The following is an 18707-nucleotide window of genomic DNA, read 5'->3' as shown; positions in this document are numbered from 1 at the left end:
CCACGCATGAGTAAAACAAGTTTTTGTCACGTAGTATGTGAATCGGACTCATGAGGGAGGGCGGCATGCTGGAGATCCGGCATTTGCGGGCACTGCACGAGATCGTGCGCCTGGGCAGCGTGACGGCGGCGGCCGAGTCGCTTTGCGTGACCCAGTCGGCGCTGTCGCACCAGCTGCGGCAGCTGGAAGAGCGCATGGACGTGGTGCTGTTCGAACGGCGCAGCTCGCCGGTGCGGCTGTCGCCGGCGGGCACGCGCCTGGTGCAGGCCGCCGAGCGCGTGCTGCCGGAGGTGGCCGCGGCCGAGCGCGACATCGCCCGCATCCGCGACGGCCGCGGCGGGCGGCTGTACCTCGCGCTGGAATGCCACAGTTGCTTCCAGTGGCTGATGCCCTCGCTGGCGGCCTTCCGCGAACACTGGCCCGAGGTGGAGCTGGACCTGAGCCTGAGTCATGGCTTTGATGCCTTGGATGCCCTGCGCGAACGCGAGGTCGACGCGGCGGTATCGCCGGATCCGGTGGAGGACCCGGAGCTGATCGCGCTGGACCTGCTGGAGTACGAGAACCTGCTGATCGTGCCGCGCGGTCATCGTCTGGAAGGGGCGAGCTACGTGGAGCCCGCCGACCTCCAGGGCGAGACCCTGATCACCTACCCGGTGGAGGAGGAGCGCCTGGATATCTGCCGGCATTTCCTGCACCCGGCGGGCATCTCGCTGCCCCGGCGCACCACCGAGGTGACGGCCATGCTGCTGCAGCTGGTCGCCAGCGGGCGCGGCGTGGCCTCGCTACCGGAATGGGCCCTGCCGGAACTGGAGGCACAGATGCAGGGCGCCGGCACCGGTTCGCGTGGCCCCGGGCGTTCCGCCATCGCGCGTCTGCGCATGGGCCCCGATGGCCTGTGGAGCACCCTGCGCCTGGCCATCCGCCGCGAAGACGAAGGCCTCGCCTTCATGCAGGACTTCGTCGGCATCGCCCGCGACGAACTCCACCAGGCCTCCGTGCGCCGCGGCTGAAAGGGACGTGTCTCGACTATACTGCTACCCTCGAAGCCAGGTCTGATACCAACGATGAGTCCAACCGTATTCAGAGAGAAGGGGTATAGATTCTTTTTCTTCTCGCGAGAAGAAACGCGCAAGCACGTCCATGTGGTTTCGGCGGAGGGCGAAGCAAAATTCTGGCTGGAACCGGAGCTACAGCTGGCGCAGTCATGGCGATACAACCGGGCGCAGCTGAAAGAGATCGAGTGGCTGATCGAGGAGCACCATCATGAGCTTGTCAGCGCATGGCAACGCTATTTCGGAAGTTGAGGTCACGAACATTTCGGGGCATGGTCTCTGGCTGCTCGTGCGAGGCCAGGAACTGTTCATGCCCTACGACGAATTCCCCTGGTTCCGTGACCAGCCGGTCAGGGCCATCGTGAATGTCGAAGAACCATCCCCGGGACATTTCTACTGGCCCGATATTGATGTCGACCTGACGCAGGAGATCATTGAGCACCCGGAGCGGTTTCCGAACAGGGCGACCGGCTGATCGGCGCGGGGTCAGCAGCCGCCGCCACCGCCACCACCGCCTCCGGCGGCCCCTCCGGCGGCGACGCTCGAGTCGCCGGTGCTTTGTTCCAGCCACATGGCCATATGGCAGGCAATGGCGATGGCCCCGACCGGACGCGGATGGATGACCTCGACGAACCAGCCGCCGGTCAGGCCGGTTTCCTGCTTGGGGCGGAAGGTGGCGACCATGTCGCGGTGGTCGCGCAGGGTGTAGCTGAACAGCCCGCGCCGGTCGGTGCGTTCGCCGTTGAGCTGGTAGTGATCGTCGCGATAGCTGAACAGCCCGCTCAGCGTCTTGCGGTCGGTGCTGGTCTCCTCGATCTGCGTGACCGTGCCCGCGCCGGCACGCCAGACCTCCTGGCGCTGCGGCATCCCGAAGAAGCCGACATTGCGCTGAATCTGCTGGAAGAACCCCGCGTCCGGCGGGTCGGCCAGGCGCATGCGCGTGGTGGCGAAATGCAGCTCCGGCCTGCCGAACCAGGCCGCGAGCCCGTCCGAGGGCCGACGCAGCCGGGCGATCGGCGTGCCGGCCTGGCGCAGTTCCGCGATGCTGCTGGTCTTTTCGCCAAAAAACGGCAAGCGCTTGAGCGGCGAGATCTTCACGAACTCCAGCTGCCCCTCTACCGGGCTTTCCTCTCCCGGCGGCGGGGATCCGGGCCCCGAGGGCGCTTCGGCAACCCCGGAAGCCGCGTTCGGTGAGGGGTCGTTCGGTTGCCACTGGGCCGCCGGCCCGTAACCACGCCTGGCCATGCTGATCTCCTTCCTGGATTGCGGAGGGCTGTGCATTCAGCCCGAGTATAGGCACGGCACGCTCGCCGTGCCCCGCATGAATGCATGGGGTGCAATGCCCGGTCCTGTTGCCCGGCGCCGATGCCGAAGAGGCCTGCCAGATCGCCGAACGGCTGCGCCGGGCCCTGGCCGCGAATGGGTTCGCGTGCGAGCACGCTCCCACGGGCGGGGGCGCGCACGGGCTATACTCGAGGCCCATTTCTGCGGGAGGCGTCATGAGCCGGCTGTTCGAGAAAACCTACCCCGAGCCCGGCGCGGCACCCGGCCACGGGGCCCATGCACGCGAAGACGTGGGCGAGGGCGCCCGGGCTTGTGCATGGCATTACGGCCATGAGCGGCTGACGGAGCTCGATGCCGACCGCATCCTGTCCGGAGGTGCGGGTGACACCGGCGAGGGTTTCATGTGGCTGCACCTGCAGGGTATGCCGGGGCCCGAGCAGCTCCGTGCCCTGGGCAATGCCTTCGGTCTGCATCCGCTGGTGCTGGAAGACATTCGTCACCAGGGCCAGCGCCCCAAGGTCGATTTCTTCGACAACGCGCTGATGGTCATCCTGAGCCACCCCCGGCACGAACAGGGCCGCATCGAACTCCACCAGTTCAGCCTGTTCGTGGCCCCCGGCCTGATCATCAGCATCCACGGTGGCGAGCAGGATCCCTTCGAGCCCGTGCGCGATCGCATGCGCAGCGCCAACCGCAACTTCAACCGCCTGGGCGCCGCGTACCTGGCCTACGCGCTGATGGACGCCGTGGTGGACCAGGGCTTCCCGGTGCTGGAAGAGATCAGCGAGTGGCTGGAACGCCTCGAAGACGAGGTACTCGAGCGGCCCGACGCCAGCACCCTGGCCGAGATCCACCGGCTGCGCCGGGAACTCCTGGTGCTGCGTCGCCAGCTCTGGCCTGCCCGCGACGTGGTGGCGCGGCTGATGCGCGACGACCTGGAACCGTTTACCGTCGAGCTGTTTCCGTACCTGCGCGACGTGCACGACCACGCCATCCAGATCGTGGATCTGCTGGAGTCCTACCGCGAAATGGCCGCCACCCTGATCGAGGCCTACATGTCCGCGATCAACCAGCGCTCCAACGACGTGATGCGCGTGCTCACCATCATCGCCACCATCTTCATCCCGCTCACGTTCGTGGTGGGGATCTACGGCATGAACTTTGACCACCCCGAGAGCCCCTGGTCGATGCCCGAGCTCTACACCTACTACGGCTACCCCGTGGTCTGGCTCGTCATGCTCGGCGTGGTCGCCGGCATGCTCTATTTCTTCCGCCGCCGTGGCTGGTTGTAACGCCCGGCACGAATCGGCCGGAGGGCCGGCCTACCGACTACCCCCGCCCGTAGGAGGCCAGCCCCCTGGCCGACCGGGGCCCGGACGACCCACCCGGCCGAATCGGCCGGAGGGCCGCCCACCCCGCGCAGGAGGCCAGCCCTCTGGCCGATCGGGGCCCGGACGACCCACCCGGCCGAATCGGCCGGAGGGCCGCCCACCCCGCGCAGGAGGCCAGCCCTCTGGCCGATCGGGCGCTCCGTCAATGTTCCAGTTGGGCGACGTACTCGCCGACCACGACCAGCTCGGACGCGCTGTCTTCTTCCAGGATGATGGACTCGTAGCCGGGAAGGCTGGATTCCGGTTTCAGGATGATTCGCTGGTGGCGCCACTCAGTGTCCGGGTCCGCCGTCTTCTCGCTGTGATAGCGCTTGATGCTGAAGCTGGCGCCGGTGTCCGGGTCATTGATGTCGCGGTGCTGCACCAGCACGATCTTGCCTTCGCGCGTTCCGCCGCCCGGCGCCCGGAACAGACACCATGCCCCGTTCGCGATACGGCGGTTCATTGACTCGCCGACCACCTGAGCGATGAACATCCCCGGTTGAGGCGTAATGAAGTCCGGGGGCATGACCCAGTCGAATGCATCCGGGTTCTGGTCCACGGTCTGAAGGTCACTGAAACTGCCCGCCGCCGCCTTGATCGGCACCACCGGCAATGCATTCACGAATGGCTCGACCTCCTCCGGCGCCATCTTCTCGAACGGCAGGACATCCGCCGGTGCGGCCTCTGCCGGGGCAGACTGCGGCTCGGGTGTGTGCTGGCCGATCAGCGCGCGGAAGTAGGCGTGCGTCTCCGCATCCGCCGACCAGATGAGGCATCCCTTCATCCCGCGACTCATCAGTGTGCGATAGGTGTTCTTGATGATCCGGTCGGCCTTGGCTCGGGCCGCATCCGGATCCTCCTTCAGGGCCTTCTTGTAGCCCTTGATGGAGGCGTCATTCTTCGAACGCGCTTCGGGCACCGTGATCACTTTGCCGTCCCGCACGATAAGGTCGGGCCCGATGATTACGCCTACATAGTCCAGCTCCAGCCCCTGACTGGTATGGATACAGCCGATCTGGTGGACCGAGTCCGGCTGGATCATCCAGGTGGAACCGTCCTTGTCGAGGTTCCACTGCATGGCGAAGTCGTGTTCGGGAAAGCGGATGTCCATGGCCTGTCCATCCTTCTTGCTCTCCCAGTCCCAGCAGTAGCCCGCCAGCATCCGTGCACGGTTGGCGTGCACGTTCAGCGCGAAGATCCGGTCGCGCATGGCGGTCGGCGAGTCGACTACCTCGACCGAATAATCCAGTTCATCCAGATCCTCGTTCGCCGTCTCGCGAATCTGCAGCGCCTGATCGAGCCAGGCCAGGTAGCCGTCGGACCCGGCACAACGGAACTGCGAGCGCAGCTCGGCGTAGTGCACGGTAGCGCCCGCCGCCTGTGCCCAGCGCTCGATCTCCTCCCGTGACCCGGTGTCCTTCCAGTGAATCCGCTGATCCTCGTCCAGGAAGAACACCGCCGTACGCGCCGCGTTAATGATCTCCTTGGTCTGGTTCTCGCCCAGGTTCTGGAAGATCCCCGACTTCTCGTTCAGGCGGTGTGCCTCGTCCACCAGCAGGGTGTCGAAGGTGTCCGCGTCGGTTTGGTGAAATGCACCGGAGCTACGGAACAGGTTGCTGATCCGGCTCTTCTTCATCGTGCCGGTCAACCTGGCCTCGTAGACCGCCCGTGGGGCTGCATTGCGGGTCACATACTGTGCAACCTTTTCCCGGCGAGTCAGTTCCCCGAGCAGGTTCACGGCTACCACGGATTTCCCGGTTCCCGGCCCGCCCTCCACGATCAGCACTTGCTTGCCGTGTCCCTCGGCAATGTCGGAAAGCTCCAGCGCGCTTTCGAAGACCAGCTTCTGGTCATCGACCATCACGAACTCGGCGTTCCCCTGCAGCAGCGACGCCAGATGGTCCGCGAGCGACTTCGAGGGGCGAATCCGGCCATGCTCGACCCGGTAGAGGATGTCGTTGGTATCCCCCTTGCGCACATGCTGGCCGAGAAAACGAGCGAGCTTTTCGGCATCCGCCTTCAGAAAGGCCGGCGCGCGCTCCAGGTGCTCGTGGTACCGCGCATCGGAAATCGCGCCCGACACGCTGTTGTGGAGATAGGCACACGGGTGCAGCCCGATGCCGTCGGTCTGCACGGTCTCGTTGTAGTCCTCCAGCAGCGCCGCATACGACCACGCCTGGTAGGAGGGATGCGTCACCTCGCGTTCCTTGCCGCCCACGAAGGTGCGCACGATCGCGTCCTTCTCGGTCGCCTCGACCTGCTCCCACTGCTTCAGTTCGACGATCACCGCCGTATCCCGGCCATCGTCATTGCGTCCGGTCAGGATGAAGTCCACCCGCTTGGAGGTCTGCGGGATCATGTACTCGATGGCGACACCGGCATCATCCGGGATCCCCGATGCGCTGAGCACGTTCTCCATGTACTGCATCGAGTTGCGCCACGAAGTGATCTCGTTGGGCGAGGGCTTGCCCTTGCCGGCACCCAGCATCCCGGCCAGGATGCGATCCTCGATCTGGTTGTGCCGGACATGCTCGACGAAACGGCGCTTGTCAGCGGTATAGATCAGCATCGTGACTTGCCTTTTGGCTACAGATCCGTGTACTTGCGCGCACTGCCCCGCGCCTTGTCGACCGGATACTTCTGCTCGTTCACGGTCAGCTTTTCGTTCGCTGCCTGAACCACGTCGATTCCCAGCCCCCGCGCCAGCAACAGCAGATAGATCTGCACGTCCGCGATTTCCGCCTGAACGGCCTCCCGCTCCGCATCCGACAGCTCACGAGACCGTTCCTCCGTCAGCCACTGGAAGTGCTCGATCAACTCTCCCACCTCGCCCGCAAGTGCCATCGACAGGTTCTTCGGCGAATGAAACTGCTCCCAGTCGCGCTCCCGAACGAACGCCTCCAGGCGGCCCGCCAGATCATCCAGCTCCGTTGAGGTTCGTGACTCCGTACTCATCGATCCCTCGCCTGTTCCGTTCTTGCCTGCCGGCATCGTACCGAACTCGGTCAGCCCCAAATACCGGCACAACGCCGGTCAAGGCCGCAGGATACGTGTCAGATCTCGATCGAACGGTACAGCCAACCGTTAACAGGTCGATCAAATCGGGAGCCAAGCCCTCTGGGCGATGGGGTGTTGGACGCGCCTGATCGGCCAGGGGGCTGGCCTCCTACTAAACACGTGGGAGCCCAGCCCTCTGGGCGATGGGGACCTGGACGCACCTGATCGGCCAGGGGGCTGGCCTCCTGCGGTGGTCGGGCCCCAAGCCCGCGGTGGGGAACGGGCGGTGGTGGAGGCCGGCGCGCTGCGCCTGCGTCCGATCCTGATGACCAACCTGACCACGGTGCTCGGCATGTTGCCGCTGGCGATCGGCCTCGGCGCAGGCGCGGAGATCAAGCGTACGGTTTACGGGACGTACGTCACGGCGTACTCTTAATCGGAGCCCACACACGCGCGAGGTGCGCCATGACGGGGATTACGGCTACAGAGGCGCGCAGCAACCTCTACCGGCTGATCGACGAAACGGCGGAATCCCATGAGCCGATTGTCATTACCGGCAAACGGAACAACGCAGTCCTGCTATCCGAGTCGGACTGGTCGGCCATTCAGGAGACCCTGTACCTGCTATCGGTGCCGGGTATGCGCGAGTCGATCCGCGAGGGGATGGAGACCCCGGCGGATGAATGCGACGAGGAGCTGGATTGGTGACATGGACGCTGGTCTACACCCGACAGGCTCAAAAGGATGCGAGGAAGCTGGCGGCGAGTGGCCTGAGGCCGGAGGCACGGGAACTGCTGACGCTGCTCGCGGAGGACCCGTATCGGAAGCCCCCGCCTTTCGAGAAGCTGGTGGGTGATCTCTCCGGCGCGTACTCGCGGCGCATCAATATTCAGCACCGGCTGGTGTACCAGGTGCTCGAGGACGAGAGGGTGGTCAAGGTGATCCGTTTATGGAGCCATTACGAGTAACCCGAGTGCACGATCCCGCATAACCGCTGCGCGGTTTACGGGATGATCGCCCATTCAGAACACCGAAAGCCCGCAGGCGCTTGCAAGCAGGATCCTGCGCGCGGGCTCCGGCGTCTGGTCTTGTCCCTTCGCATTGCCTACGACTCGTTTCCCTCCCAGTCCTCGTGCGCGTGGCGAACACGGATGATCAGGATTTCATCACCTTCGATCTGGAACAGCACGATGTGTGCGCCGACGGGGTGAACCCGAACGGGTGGTGAGATTTCCTTACGCTCACGCGCTGCACGAGGGTTTTCCGCCAGAAACTCGAAGGTTGCAGCCAGCAGGCTGTGGTAGCGCTCTGCCTGTTGCGGGCCGAATTGCTCGACGCCACTGCGGAAGACCTCGATGACGTCGTCTTCTGCCTTGCAGGTCAGGGCATAGGGCATGCTTTTAGTCTTCGGGGTCGTTCCTGGCGGCTGACTTCAGCTCTTCCATCGTTCGCTCGCCACGGCCGCTTTCCAGGCCTTCCGTGGTGATCGCCTGCATGTGCGCGATCTTCAGCGCCCGCTCCCGGTCGCGGCGGATCAGGTCTCGCACGTAATCACTGCTGTTGCTGTATTGGCCGGATTGCGCCTGTTCTTCTACCCAGGATTTCATGGGATCGGGTAGCGAAATGTTCATTGTGGCCATGGAGGCCTCCGCGTCTCGGTTTGGCAATCTTTGCCATAAGTATAGGCCAGCAAGCCCGGATCGTCGATCATTGCGGTCGGTCACAAGGGCCACCAACGGTACCGAGCGACGGTCGATTGCCGCGGCCTCTGCGAGGCCTCGCAATGACGGAGACAGGCCAGAGTGGTTACCCGTGGCCCATCAGCCGGGTCAGGCTGCGTCGAGCGGCGCGGACGGGTCCACCGATGGGCGCTGTATTGCATTTGCGATACACTCCGAGGAGGTTCTTGCGGAGACGCGGTATGAAAAACACGACGTTACCGGCCCTGCGGGTCAGCGATGGTTTTCGGCATCAGGTGGAGCAGGCCCTTGGCGAGGGAGAAACGCTGTCGGCCTTTATCGAGGATGCCGTTCGCCACGAGATTGACCGCCGACAGGCCCGGGCCGAGTTCCTGGCGCGAGGCCTGGAGTCCGCGCGCAATGCCCGGGAAACGGATGAGTATTACCCGGCCCAGTCGGTCCTCGACGATGTCGACCGTCTCTTAAGCAAGCAGTAGCCGACCCTCTGGAGTCTCAAGGATGAGTTACTCGGTACGATTTACAGCGCAGGCACGCGAAGATCTCCTGCGGCTTGTCGCGTTCCTCTCGGAGAGCGACCCGGCAGCCGCGGCCCATGCCCGAACCGCCATCGGCGAGGCGGTGTCGCTACTGGAGCGCTTTCCGCTGAGCTGCCGCATGCTCGACGCCTCCTACCCCCGCATCCGCGAACTCCTGATCCCGTTTGGCCGCTCGGGTTATGTCGCCCTGTTCGAAATCGACGATGCCGAGACGGTCACCCTGCTGGCGTTCCGGCACCAGCGCGAGGACGACTATTTCTAAACACGTGGGAGCCCAGCCCTCTGGGCGATGGGGTGTTGGACGCGCCTGATCGGCCAGGGGGCTGGCCTCCTGCGGTGGTCAGGCCCCAGCCCGCGGTGGGGAACGGGCGGTGGTGGAGGCCGGCGCGCTGCGCCTGCGTCCGATCCTGATGACCACCCTGACCACGGTGCTCGGCATGTTCCCGCTGGCGATCGGCCTCGGCGAAGGCGCGGAGATCAAGCGTACGGTTTGCGGGACGTACGTCAAGGCGTACTCTTAATCGGAGCCCACACACGCGCGAGGTGTGCCATGACGGGGAATACGGCTACAGAGGCGCGCAGCAACCTCTACCGGTTGATCGACGAAACGGCGGAATCCCATGAGCCAATCGTGATCACTGGCAAACGGAACAACGCAGTCCTGCTATCCGAGTCGGACTGGTCGGCCATTCAGGAGACCCTGTACCTGCTATCGGTGCCGGGTATGCGCGAGTCGATCCGCGAGGGGATGGAGACCCCGGCGGATGAATGCGACGAGGAGCTGGATTGGTGACATGGAAGCTGGTTGGCGACCTCAGCGGCGCACGCCGAAGATCGCCAGGACGAGGCCGACGACGGTCATTATCCCGCCAAGGATCAGGTACAGGCGCGTGTCATCGGTGTAGCGGCCGGTGAATTCCTGGTGCAGTTCCTCGGTCAGGCTTTCGGTGGCGTTGAAGCCCATGACCAGGAGGATGATCCCTCCTGCCAGAAGGGCGAGTCCCAGAATCCGGGTCCAGTGCATGTTGTGTGCCTCGGTTGGCGAGTGATCCCCTGACGCTAGCACGGATTGGCGCGTTCGCAGCGTGCGGTAGGCCGCATCGGGGCTACACTGGGCACGTGTTCCACGCCCGTGGCGTATCCATCATGTTGCTGACGTTGCTGTTCATGTTCGCCGTGCTGGCCCTGGGGGTCGCGCTGATGCTGTGGCACGCACGGCTGGTGTTTACGGTGGAGCTGCGTGACGGAACGGCCCGGGTGCGGCGCGGCAAGCCGCCGAGGGCGTTCCTGCGCGGCTGCGAGGACGTGGCACGCCAGTACCGCCTCCAGCGCGGGCGGATCCATGCGGTACGCGCGGATGGCGGCGTTCAGCTGCGTTTCTCCCGCGATCTCCCGCAGAACACCCACCAGGCCTTTCGCAACGTCTGGACCCCGCCACCGGGCGGTGGCGGGGGCGGCGGCATGCGCGCGACGGGGTAGGGTCCCGGGCTACTGCGCGCAGAGGCCGCCGTCGACGACGTAGGTGTTGCCGGTGCAGCCGGAGGCGGCGTCGGACAGCAGGAACGCGGCCATGCCGGCGCATTCCTCGTTGTTGACGTAGCGCCCCAGCGGGATGCGCGCCTCGAAGGACTGGTGCACCTCGTCGGCATGGCCGGGGTTCGCCTGTTCCTCGATGGATTCCATCATGCGGTTGGCGACCGGACCCGGGTTGAGCGTGTTGACGCGGATGTTTTCCGGCCCGAGTTCGGCGGCCAGGCACTTCATCATGCCCACCACCGCATGCTTGCTGGATACGTACGGCGAGAGGCCGCCGAAGCCGCGCAGTCCGGCCACGCTGGAGGTGATGACGATGCTGCCGCCGTTGCCCCGGCGCAGTGCCGGCAGGGCCGCTTCCGCGCCAAGGCGCACGCCCTGCACGTTGACGGCGAAGACCTTGTCCCAGGCGGCATCGGTGCGGCTGTCGAACGGGCCGATCTCGCCCTCGATCCCGGCGTTGAGGAACACGCCATCGAGGCGGCCGAAGCGATCCACGGCGGTGGCGACCATGCGTTCGTTGTCCTCGCGCCGCGTCACGTCGACGGCCAGGCCCACCGCGCGCTCGCCGAGCGAGCGGGCGATGTCTTCAACCGGGCCCGCCTCGCGGTCGGTGATGACCAGGCTGGCGCCCTGTTCGTACAGCTTGCGCGCCGTGCTCTCACCGATGCCCCCGGCGCCGCCGGTGATGGCGATGACCTTGCCTTCCAGACCACTCATGTCGTTTCTCCGTGTCGTTGACCGTATGGTGAATTCGATGGGAACAACGTATCAGTTTCCGCCGCGGGTCCGCAGATGGAGCAGCCGGCCGATGAATGCGATCCCGAGGATGATCCAGCCGACGGGATACGGCAGCACGCCGGCGAAGAAGGCGGCGAGGGTGGCGAGCAGCAGCAGGCCGATGATCAGCAGCGGGATGTCCATGTACGTTCGAGCCGTGGGTCAGGCGAAGGTTTCGTTCCGCTATCGTCCATAATGAGGGGGTGTGGCAACGGACGGACGTGACAGGTTGCGGACCCGGGAGGGGAGCTTGGCGGAGCCGCTGCGGGTGGTGGTGTGCCCGGACAGTTTCAAGGGCAGTCTGGCGGCGGAGGAGGTGGCCGCGGCGATGGTGCGCGGGGTGCTTGCGGCGCGGCCGGACGCCCGGGTGCGCGCCCTGCCGATGGCCGATGGCGGCGAGGGCACCGCATGGCGTGTAAGCCGGGCGGCGGGCTGGGAATGGCGCCAGGCGCGGGTCACCGGCCCCGACGGAACGGCGCTGCAGGCCGGCTGGGGACTGGACCCGCAGGGTCGCCGGGCGGTGCTGGACGTCGCCGCGGCCTGCGGTCTCGACCGGATCCCCGCGGGGCGCCGCGATCCCTGGCAGCTGGATACCCGGGGCGTGGGCGAACTGATGCGCGCGGCGCTGGATGCGGGGGCCCGGCATCTGCTGGTGGGCCTGGGCGGCAGTGGCACGGTGGACGGGGGCGCGGGCCTGCTGGCAGCACTGGGCGTGCGGTTCCGGGATGCGGACGGATGTGCGCTCGCGCCGCATCCGGCGGCACTGGGCGCCGTCGCGCAGGCCGATTTCGCGGAGCTGGATCCTTGCCTGGGCGAGGTCGATATCACGCTGCTGAGCGACGTGGACAACCCGCTGATCGGCCCGCAGGGGGCGGCGGCGGTGTTCGGACCGCAGAAGGGCCTGGCGGTGGACGACGTCGCGGCGATGGATGCGTGCATGCAGCGGCTGGCAGGGGCCATCGAAGCGGCCGGGTGGCTGCGGCGGCCGGTGGATGCCCCGGGCGCCGGGGCGGCCGGCGGGCTGGGCTTCGCACTGGGCTGCGTGCTGGGCGGGACCGCGCGCATGGGGGCGATGTACGTGGCCGACCTGATCGGTCTGGATGCGGCGATGCGCGAGGCGGACCGGGTGATCACCGGCGAGGGCCGGCTGGATGGCCAGACCGCGCATGGCAAGGTGGTGGCCGAGGTGCTGCGTCGCGCCGGGGGGCTGGGCGTGCCGGTGGCGGCGGTGGCCGGTTCCGTGGATGCCGATGCGGACGAACTGGCCGCGCTGGGCCTGACCGATGCGCGCGCCCTGTGTGACGGGAGCCTGTCTCTGGAGGAGGCCATGGCGCATCCGGCCGATGCCATCGCGGCGCGCACGCGTTCCCTGATCGAAGAGGCATGACTTCATGGATCTCGACCCCGTCATCCGGAACTGGCTGGAGCTTGCCGCCCAGGCCCCGTCGTCGCACAACAGCCAGCCGTGGCGGTTCCGCGTGGCGCGCGACGGGATCGAGGTCTGGACCGACCCGGAGCGGGCCCTGCCGGTCTCCGACCCCGGCGGGCGCGAGCGGGTGATCAGCGTGGGCTGCGCGGTGATGAACCTGCGGGTGGCCGCGGCGGCCGATGGCCGGGGGCTGAACGCGCGCCCGGAACAGGCCGGTGCCGGACCGTACGTGCGCCTGCTGACCACCTCTCACGCAGGCGCCGATCTGCAGACGCTGCCGCCGCTGAAGGAGTGGATCTCGCGGCGGCGTTCGTGGCGCGGACGCTTCCGCCCGGACCCGGTGCCGCCGGAGGTGATGGATGCGCTGGTCGCCGTGGCGCGCCAGGAGGGCGTCTGGCTGCGGCCGGTGACCGGGACGGAGTCGCGCCGCGAGGTCGTGCGGCTGGTGCGGGAGGCGACGCGCGAGCAGTGGCGCAACCCGGCCTGGCGTGCCGAGCTGGCGCACTGGATGCGCCCGGCGGCTGCAGGCGACGGGCTGCCGGTGGGCCGTCTGACCGGCGGTCTGACCCGCTGGGCGGTGCGCCGGTTGGTGTCGCCCCGGCGGATGGCCCGTGCCGAGGCTCGGGTGGCGAGCCGGGCGCCGGTCCTGCTGGCGCTGGGGACGGGGATCGACGGGCCGATGCAGTCGCTGGCGGCCGGGCAGGGGCTGCAGCGGGTGCTGCTGGAGGCCGCGCGTCACGGGTTCTGCGCGCGCTACCTGAATCAGCCGCTGCAGCTGCCGGAGCGACGCGCGGAGCTGGCAGAGCCGCTGAGTGGCGGGCATCCGCAGCTGCTGTTCGCACTGGGGCGCCCGGACGGGACGCCGCGGGCGACGCCCCGGCGGCCGGTGGAATTGCTGCTCCGGACGTGACGCCGGATCGGCCAGGGGGCTGGCCTCCTGCGGGGTGTCGGGTCGGCCAGGGGGCTGGCCTCCTACGACAGATGAGGCCCTGCCCCCGGTAGGAGGCCGGCCCTCCGGCCGATTGTGCGTTCGGGGAATCTCCTGCGCCGGGTCGGCCAGGGGCTGGCCTCCTACGGGACCGGGGTGGCGTGTACGGGGCCGGTTGGCTGGCCTATGCTTGAGACGGAAATGATCAGGGAAAGATGGGGGAAGAATGATGCAGGTTGTGGTCCGGGGAGTGAAGATCGAGTGCGTGACCGGCAACATCGTCGAGCAGCACGACATGGACGCCATCGTCAACGCGGCCAATGCCTGGCTGCGCCCGGGCGGGGGCGTGGCCGGGGCCATCCATCATGCGGCAGGGCCGGAGCTGGAGCGTGAATGCCAGGCGCTGGCCCCCATCGAACCGGGTCAGGCCGTGCTGACGGACGGGCACCGGCTGCGCAACCGTTACGTGATCCATTGCCTCGGGCCGGTGTACGGGCGTGACGAACCGGCCAGTCGCCTGCTGGCCTCGTGCTATCGCGAGGCCCTGGCGCGCGCCGAGGAGGCGGGGATCTTCAGCATCGCGTTCCCGGCGCTGTCCACCGGGGCGTTCGGCTACCCCATCGAGGACGCGGCGCGGGTGGCCCTGGAGACGGTGGTGCACCGGACCCCGCATCTGGAATCGGTGCGCTACATCCGCTTCGTGCTGAGCAAGGACGAGGACCGCGACATCCACGCACGCATCCTCAAGGAACTGACGGAGTAATACGGGCTCCGCGGTTCCCCGCTCAGGCGGTCAGGTCGATCTGCTGGACGCTGCCGGTTTCCCCGTCTTCGTTGATCCACAGTCCGGTGGACTCGACCTGGCCGAGCAGGGTGTTGTCTCCGCTGTGCCGCAGGTCGAACGGGGTGCTGACGTGGCCCAGGTAGATGGCGCCGACCCCGACCTCTCCCAGGGCGAGTAGCTGGTCGCGCCCCTGTTCGTCGCGCGTCCACACGCGCAGGCGGTCGTAGACCGGGTCGTCCGCGTCGATCCAGCCGTTGCCGTCGTGGTCGTGGCGGCGCAGCTCGGCAAAGCCGTCGCCGGTGAGCGGGCCGAACAACTCCGAGCCGTCGTCCACCTTGCCGCTGCCGGAGCGGTCGATGGCCAGGAACCCGCTGCCGGGCTGGAGAAAGGCCACCTGCTGTTCGTGGCCGTCGGCATCCAGGTCGAACTCGAAACGGGTGTCGGTGAGGGCGGCCGCCGGTGCATCGAAGTTGATGACCAGCGGATCGTGCAGCTCGGCGTCCATGCCGGCGCTGACGCGGGTGTGCTGCATGAACTCGCGGCTCATGCTGACGGAGAGGTCGATGTCGATCGCCTGACCGTCGGCGGTGCGCACCATGCCCCGGGCCTCGAAGGACGTGTGCTCGACTTCGATACGGGTTTCCTCCACCGACCAGGCGATGCCGGCACGGGCCACCGGGGCCGGTCCCCGTGCGTGAGCGGCGGGCGGCGAGAATTCGACCGCCTCGGCATCCTCGGCCGGGTCCGGGCGCAGCTCGGACGGGTCCAGGACCTCGATCTCCCGGCCGGTCAGGCGTTCCACGATCAGGCGCAGCAGCTCCATGCGCATGTTGTCCAGCGGGGTGAGTTCGGCATCCGCGGGTGCCGCGCCGACCGTGGAGCGGGCTTCGGTGTGCGGGGTGGCGGCCGGGGCTGACAACGATGGCAGGGCCCGGGGGGATTCGCCGGTTGCCGCGATTGCTGCGGGGGCTGCCGGCGGTGCTGGCAGGTTCGCGGCGGCGGCGCGGGTGGCGGTGACACGTGCCGAGCGGTGCGTGGCCTCGAAGGCGACGCGCTGGCTTGAAAGTTCCAGGGAATGTTCTGCGATGCGCATGGGCGGTGGCCCTCCGGGTACACAACTTCCCGGAGGTAACGGCTGGCGGGCGGCAAACTTTAGCCGCATGGCGGCAAATGGTTGCCGCCATGCCAGGTCAGGCGTGTCGGTCAGGCGGGCGAGTGGTCCGTCTCCCCGGCGGCGAGGCTGTCGGCGTAGTGGTCGCGGGCGAGGTAGGTGTAGATCGCCGGGACCACGAACAGGGTGAACAGCGTGCCGATGGCCATGCCGGCGGCGATGACCAGCCCCATGGCGAAGCGCGAGCCGGCGCCGGCGCCGGTGGACATCAGCAGCGGCACCATGGCCACCACGGTGGCGGTGGTAGTCATCAGGATCGGCCGCAGGCGCAGGCTGGCGGCCTCCTCGATCGCCTCGCGCAGCGGATGCCCCTGGCGCTGCAGCTGGTTGGCGAACTCCACGATCAGGATGCCGTGCTTGGCGATCAGGCCGATCAGCGTCAGCAGGCCCACCTGGGTGTAGATGTTCAGCGAGGTCACGCCCAGGCTGATGAAGATCAGCGCGCCGGCGATGGACATCGGCACGGTGGTCAGGATGATCAGCGGGTCGCGGAACGACTCGAACTGCGCGGCCAGCACCAGGAAGATCACGAGCAGGGCGAAGAAGAACGTCACCACCAGGTCGCCGCCCTCGGCCTTCAGCTGGCGGGATTCACCTGCGTAGTCCACGTTTACGTCCGGCGGCAGTACTTCGGCGGCGATCTCGTCGATCAGGGCCAGCGCCTCGCCGAGGGTCACGCCCGGGGCCGGCACGCCCTGCAGGGTCACCGCGTTGAGCTGCTGGAAGCGGTTCAGCTCGCGTGGCGTGACGGTTTCCTCCAGGGTCACGATGCTCGACAGCGGCACCGGTGTGCCGTCGGCGGTGCGGGTGAACAGCTCCTCCAGCTGCTCCGGGGTCAGGCGGTCGGTGCGCTGCACCTGGGGGATCACGCGGTAGCTGCGGTTCTCCATCGCGAAGCGGCCGGTGTAGCCCCCGGAGAGGAACGTGGCGAGGTCGGCGTTCAGCGTGGTCATGTCGATGCCGAGCTGGGCCGCGCGCTCGCGGTCGATCTTCAGGTCCACCCGCGGCTTGTCGAAGTCGAGATCGGTATCCAGGAAGATGAAGCGCCCGGTGTCCATCGCGCGTTCGGTGATCTCGTCACTGAAGGTCTCCAGCTCCTCGAACGAGGCCGTGGAGTTGAACACCACGCTGACCGGGGCGCCGTCGCCCGGGGTCGGCAGCTGCGGTGGCTGGACCGCGAACACCTCCAGTCCCGGGATGCGGTCCAGTGCCGGCTGCAGGTCTTCTTCCAGGATCGTGTCGGTGTCGCGCTCGCGTTCCTCCCATGGGCTCATCACGAAGCCGCCCAGCGCCTGGTTGGTCGCGCCGGCCATGCCCGGACCGCCGCCGAAGCCGTTGACGATGAAGATGTTGTCCATCTCCGGGATCTCGTCGAACAGGCGGTCGGTCAGGGCCGTGTTCCGTTCCAGGTGGTCGATGCCCATGTGCGGGTCGCCCTCCATGATGGAGAAGGCGAAGCCCTGGTCCTCGGGCGGTTCCAGTTCCGACTGCGAGGTGACGAACAGGAAATAGCACGAGACCAGCACGATCGCGCCGAACATCGCGATGGTGAAGCGGTCGTTGAGGGCCCCGTGCAGGCGCCGCCGGTAGCGCCGGCGCAGACCGTCGAAGCGGTCGTCCAGCCAGGTCTCGATGCGTCCGCGCTGCTGGCCGTCGCCGTGGCGCAGGATCTTCGAACACATCATCGGCGACAGGGTGATGGCGACGATCCCCGAGATCACCACGGTGGCCGCCAGGGTGAAGGCGAACTCGATGAACAGCGTGCCGGTCAGCCCGCCGATGAAGCCCAGCGGCAGGAACACCGCGACCAGCGTGGTGGACATCGCCACGATCGGCCAGGCCAGCTCGCGCGCGCCCTGCAGCGCGGCCTCCATGCGCGACATCCCCTCCTCGATGTGCCGCGAGATGTTCTCCAGCATGATGATCGCGTCGTCCACCACGATGCCGATCGCCAGGACCATCGCCAGCAGGGTCAGGAGGTTGAGCGAGAACCCCATCAGCAGCATCAGCATGAAGGTGCCGACCAGCGACAGCGGCACGGCCACCGCGGGGATGATCACGCTGCGCAGCGAGCCCAGGAAGAGGTAGATCACCGCCAGCACGATCAGGAGCGCGAGGGCGATGGTGATCAGCACCTCGTTGATCGCGCTCTCGATGTAGTCGGTGGAGTCGTAGACGATCTCGCCGTTCAGACCCGACGGCAGCCGTGGTTCCACGCGCTCGTCGAAGACCTCGCGCACCTCGGCGATCACGTCCAGGGCGTTGGCGTCCGGCGCCAGCTCGATCCCCATGAAGGTGGCCGCCTGACCGTTGAAGCGCACCGAGGAGTCGTAGGTCTCCGAGCCCAGTTCCACCTCGGCCACGTCGGCCAGGCGCACCAGATCGCCATCGGCCTCGAACAGCACCAGCTGCTCGAATTCCTCGACGCTCTGCAGGTCGGTGTCGGCGGTGAGGTCGAGGCTGACCATCGAACCCCGGGTCTGGCCGACCGCGGAGAGCACGTTGTTGCCCTCCAGCGCCTGGCGCACGTCGCGCCCGCTGACCCCGTAGGAGGCCATGCGGTCCGCGTCCAGCCAGGCCCGCATGGCAAAGGGCTCGCCGCCGAGGATCTCGGCGCGCTGCACGCCGTTGACGGTGGACAGCTCCGGCTGCACCTCGCGCACGAGGTAGTCGGTGATCTGGTTGTTGTCGAGCTGTTCGGAATAGAACGACAGGTACATCGCCGCGACGTCGTCGCCCACCGACAGGTCCACCACCGGGTCCTCGGCCTCGGCCGGGAGTTCGGAGCGGATCTTGTCGACCTGTGCGGAGATCTGGGTCAGCGCCTCGTTGGGGTCGTAGTCCAGCTCCAGGTGCGCCTGCACCGTGCTGGTGCCCGCCATGCTGGAGGAGACGATGTAGTCGATGCCCTCGGCCTCGGCGACCTCGCGCTCCATCGGGGTGGTGATGAAGCCCTCGACCAGATCGGCTTCCGCGCCGATGTACGAGGTGCTGACGGTCACCACCGCGTTCTGCACCTCGGGGAACTGGCGGACGTTCAGGTCCACCACCGCGCGGATGCCGAACAGCAGGATGAACAGGCTGACCACCGTGGCCAGCACCGGTTTCTGAATGAAGACGTCGGTGAAACGCATGGTCGC

At 67.2% G+C, this 18707-nt stretch carries 23 protein-coding genes and 2 pseudogenes; 15 read left to right on the top strand and 10 right to left on the bottom strand.

All coding sequences use genetic code 11. From position 1 onward, the window contains the following. The first annotated feature begins 65 nt into the window (after nucleotides 1-65). Genes F788_RS0106215 through F788_RS13635 form a run of 3 tightly spaced genes read left to right on the top strand, consistent with a single transcriptional unit; the run spans nucleotide 66 to nucleotide 1527 of the window. Nucleotides 66-1010 carry a LysR family transcriptional regulator gene (locus tag F788_RS0106215; RefSeq protein ID WP_019589621.1) on the top strand — a complete coding sequence of 315 codons (945 nt, stop codon included), beginning with the start codon at nucleotides 66-68 and terminating at the stop codon, nucleotides 1008-1010. Nucleotides 1011-1064: 54 nt separating this feature from the next. Continuing rightward, nucleotides 1065-1304 carry a DUF4160 domain-containing protein gene (locus F788_RS13640; RefSeq protein WP_018947922.1) on the top strand — a complete coding sequence of 80 codons (240 nt, stop codon included), beginning with the start codon at nucleotides 1065-1067 and terminating at the stop codon, nucleotides 1302-1304. Beyond that, nucleotides 1264-1527 (top strand): DUF2442 domain-containing protein, encoded by a 264-nt coding sequence (locus F788_RS13635; RefSeq protein WP_081617446.1) that lies wholly within the window; start codon nucleotides 1264-1266, stop codon nucleotides 1525-1527. Before F788_RS13640 ends, F788_RS13635 begins: the two co-directional genes overlap by 41 nt. 11 nt (nucleotides 1528-1538) lie before the next feature. On the opposite strand, the gene F788_RS0106200 is transcribed toward F788_RS13635, so the two are convergent. Then, nucleotides 1539-2297, bottom strand: a complete 759-nt coding sequence (locus F788_RS0106200) for a hypothetical protein (RefSeq protein ID WP_019592867.1) — start codon at nucleotides 2295-2297, stop codon at nucleotides 1539-1541. A 254-nt stretch (nucleotides 2298-2551) separates the two neighbouring features. Between F788_RS0106200 and corA the strand changes: the two genes are divergently transcribed. Beyond that, nucleotides 2552-3628, top strand: coding sequence for a magnesium/cobalt transporter CorA (gene corA, locus F788_RS0106195; protein ID WP_019589619.1), 1077 nt, complete (start codon nucleotides 2552-2554; stop codon nucleotides 3626-3628). Nucleotides 3629-3869: 241 nt separating this feature from the next. On the opposite strand, the gene F788_RS0106190 is transcribed toward corA, so the two are convergent. Together F788_RS0106190 and F788_RS0106185 are read right to left on the bottom strand one after the other, a co-directional pair. Further along, entirely contained in the window at nucleotides 3870-6278 is a 2409-nt protein-coding gene (locus F788_RS0106190) for a DNA/RNA helicase domain-containing protein (RefSeq protein WP_019589618.1), read from the bottom strand. 17 nt (nucleotides 6279-6295) lie between these two features. Beyond that, nucleotides 6296-6664: a nucleotide pyrophosphohydrolase gene (locus F788_RS0106185; protein WP_019589617.1), complete on the bottom strand. Its 369-nt coding sequence runs from the start codon at nucleotides 6662-6664 to the stop codon at nucleotides 6296-6298. A gap of 322 nt (nucleotides 6665-6986) precedes the next feature. Here F788_RS0106185 and F788_RS14045 point away from each other — a divergent pair. The 3 genes and pseudogenes from F788_RS14045 to F788_RS0106170 all read left to right on the top strand — a co-directional run. Further along, nucleotides 6987-7127, top strand: a pseudogene (locus F788_RS14045) (efflux RND transporter permease subunit); the annotation flags it as partial. A 44-nt stretch (nucleotides 7128-7171) separates the two neighbouring features. Next, entirely contained in the window at nucleotides 7172-7414 is a 243-nt protein-coding gene (locus F788_RS0106175) for a type II toxin-antitoxin system Phd/YefM family antitoxin (RefSeq protein WP_019569786.1), read from the top strand. Beyond that, nucleotides 7411-7674 carry a Txe/YoeB family addiction module toxin gene (locus F788_RS0106170; RefSeq protein WP_019569787.1) on the top strand — a complete coding sequence of 88 codons (264 nt, stop codon included), beginning with the start codon at nucleotides 7411-7413 and terminating at the stop codon, nucleotides 7672-7674. Before F788_RS0106175 ends, F788_RS0106170 begins: the two co-directional genes overlap by 4 nt. 137 nt (nucleotides 7675-7811) lie before the next feature. Here F788_RS0106170 and F788_RS0106165 read toward each other — a convergent pair whose 3' ends face one another. Continuing rightward, nucleotides 7812-8102 carry a type II toxin-antitoxin system RelE/ParE family toxin gene (locus F788_RS0106165; RefSeq protein WP_019589615.1) on the bottom strand — a complete coding sequence of 97 codons (291 nt, stop codon included), beginning with the start codon at nucleotides 8100-8102 and terminating at the stop codon, nucleotides 7812-7814. 4 nt (nucleotides 8103-8106) lie between these two features. After that, nucleotides 8107-8346: a type II toxin-antitoxin system ParD family antitoxin gene (locus tag F788_RS0106160; protein ID WP_026332723.1), complete on the bottom strand. Its 240-nt coding sequence runs from the start codon at nucleotides 8344-8346 to the stop codon at nucleotides 8107-8109. Nucleotides 8347-8627: 281 nt separating this feature from the next. Here F788_RS0106160 and F788_RS0106155 point away from each other — a divergent pair, with 281 nt between their 5' ends. From F788_RS0106155 to F788_RS0106140, 4 genes and pseudogenes are all read left to right on the top strand, one after another. Further along, complete coding sequence (locus F788_RS0106155) at nucleotides 8628-8882, top strand: YlcI/YnfO family protein (protein ID WP_019589613.1); 255 nt, start codon at nucleotides 8628-8630, stop codon at nucleotides 8880-8882. Between the two features lie 22 nt (nucleotides 8883-8904). Next, complete coding sequence (locus tag F788_RS0106150; RefSeq protein ID WP_019022277.1) at nucleotides 8905-9204, top strand: type II toxin-antitoxin system RelE/ParE family toxin; 300 nt, start codon at nucleotides 8905-8907, stop codon at nucleotides 9202-9204. Between the two features lie 103 nt (nucleotides 9205-9307). Further along, nucleotides 9308-9448, top strand: a pseudogene (locus tag F788_RS13910) (efflux RND transporter permease subunit); the annotation flags it as partial. A 44-nt stretch (nucleotides 9449-9492) separates the two neighbouring features. Continuing rightward, nucleotides 9493-9735: a type II toxin-antitoxin system Phd/YefM family antitoxin gene (locus F788_RS0106140; protein WP_019022278.1), complete on the top strand. Its 243-nt coding sequence runs from the start codon at nucleotides 9493-9495 to the stop codon at nucleotides 9733-9735. A 21-nt stretch (nucleotides 9736-9756) separates the two neighbouring features. Here the strand turns inward: F788_RS0106140 and F788_RS0106135 are convergent, their stop codons facing one another. Beyond that, complete coding sequence (locus F788_RS0106135; RefSeq protein ID WP_018871071.1) at nucleotides 9757-9966, bottom strand: DUF3185 family protein; 210 nt, start codon at nucleotides 9964-9966, stop codon at nucleotides 9757-9759. 122 nt (nucleotides 9967-10088) lie between these two features. On the opposite strand from F788_RS0106135, the gene F788_RS0106130 reads away from it, so the two are divergent. Continuing rightward, the gene (locus tag F788_RS0106130) at nucleotides 10089-10421 is read left to right on the top strand and encodes a DUF3634 family protein (RefSeq protein ID WP_019589611.1); all 333 of its coding nucleotides are present in this window, start codon (nucleotides 10089-10091) and stop codon (nucleotides 10419-10421) included. A 9-nt stretch (nucleotides 10422-10430) separates the two neighbouring features. Here the strand turns inward: F788_RS0106130 and F788_RS0106125 are convergent, their stop codons facing one another. Together F788_RS0106125 and F788_RS14040 are read right to left on the bottom strand one after the other, a co-directional pair. Then, complete coding sequence (locus tag F788_RS0106125; RefSeq protein ID WP_019589610.1) at nucleotides 10431-11195, bottom strand: SDR family NAD(P)-dependent oxidoreductase; 765 nt, start codon at nucleotides 11193-11195, stop codon at nucleotides 10431-10433. 51 nt (nucleotides 11196-11246) lie between these two features. Next, the gene (locus tag F788_RS14040; protein WP_019569793.1) at nucleotides 11247-11399 is read right to left on the bottom strand and encodes a hypothetical protein; all 153 of its coding nucleotides are present in this window, start codon (nucleotides 11397-11399) and stop codon (nucleotides 11247-11249) included. 106 nt (nucleotides 11400-11505) lie between these two features. Here F788_RS14040 and F788_RS0106115 point away from each other — a divergent pair, with 106 nt between their 5' ends. From F788_RS0106115 to F788_RS0106105, 3 genes are all read left to right on the top strand, one after another. Next, on the top strand, nucleotides 11506-12642 hold the full coding sequence (locus F788_RS0106115) for a glycerate kinase (protein WP_019589609.1): 1137 nt from the start codon (nucleotides 11506-11508) through the stop codon (nucleotides 12640-12642). A gap of 4 nt (nucleotides 12643-12646) precedes the next feature. Then, complete coding sequence (locus tag F788_RS0106110) at nucleotides 12647-13594, top strand: nitroreductase family protein (protein WP_019589608.1); 948 nt, start codon at nucleotides 12647-12649, stop codon at nucleotides 13592-13594. Between the two features lie 247 nt (nucleotides 13595-13841). Next, on the top strand, nucleotides 13842-14375 hold the full coding sequence (locus tag F788_RS0106105) for a macro domain-containing protein (RefSeq protein ID WP_019569796.1): 534 nt from the start codon (nucleotides 13842-13844) through the stop codon (nucleotides 14373-14375). Between the two features lie 22 nt (nucleotides 14376-14397). Here the strand turns inward: F788_RS0106105 and F788_RS0106100 are convergent, their stop codons facing one another. Both F788_RS0106100 and F788_RS0106095 read right to left on the bottom strand, forming a co-directional pair. Continuing rightward, nucleotides 14398-15489 (bottom strand): hypothetical protein, encoded by a 1092-nt coding sequence (locus F788_RS0106100; protein ID WP_019589607.1) that lies wholly within the window; start codon nucleotides 15487-15489, stop codon nucleotides 14398-14400. A 110-nt stretch (nucleotides 15490-15599) separates the two neighbouring features. Next, nucleotides 15600-18701, bottom strand: coding sequence for an efflux RND transporter permease subunit (locus F788_RS0106095; RefSeq protein WP_019589606.1), 3102 nt, complete (start codon nucleotides 18699-18701; stop codon nucleotides 15600-15602). Nucleotides 18702-18707: the final 6 nt, after the last annotated feature.

This window comes from Thioalkalivibrio sp. ALE10 (assembly GCF_000381385.1).
Lineage (GTDB): Bacteria > Pseudomonadota > Gammaproteobacteria > Ectothiorhodospirales > Ectothiorhodospiraceae > Thioalkalivibrio.
Note: the sequence above shows the minus strand (reverse complement) of the source record. Positions and strands in the feature narration are given on the sequence as shown.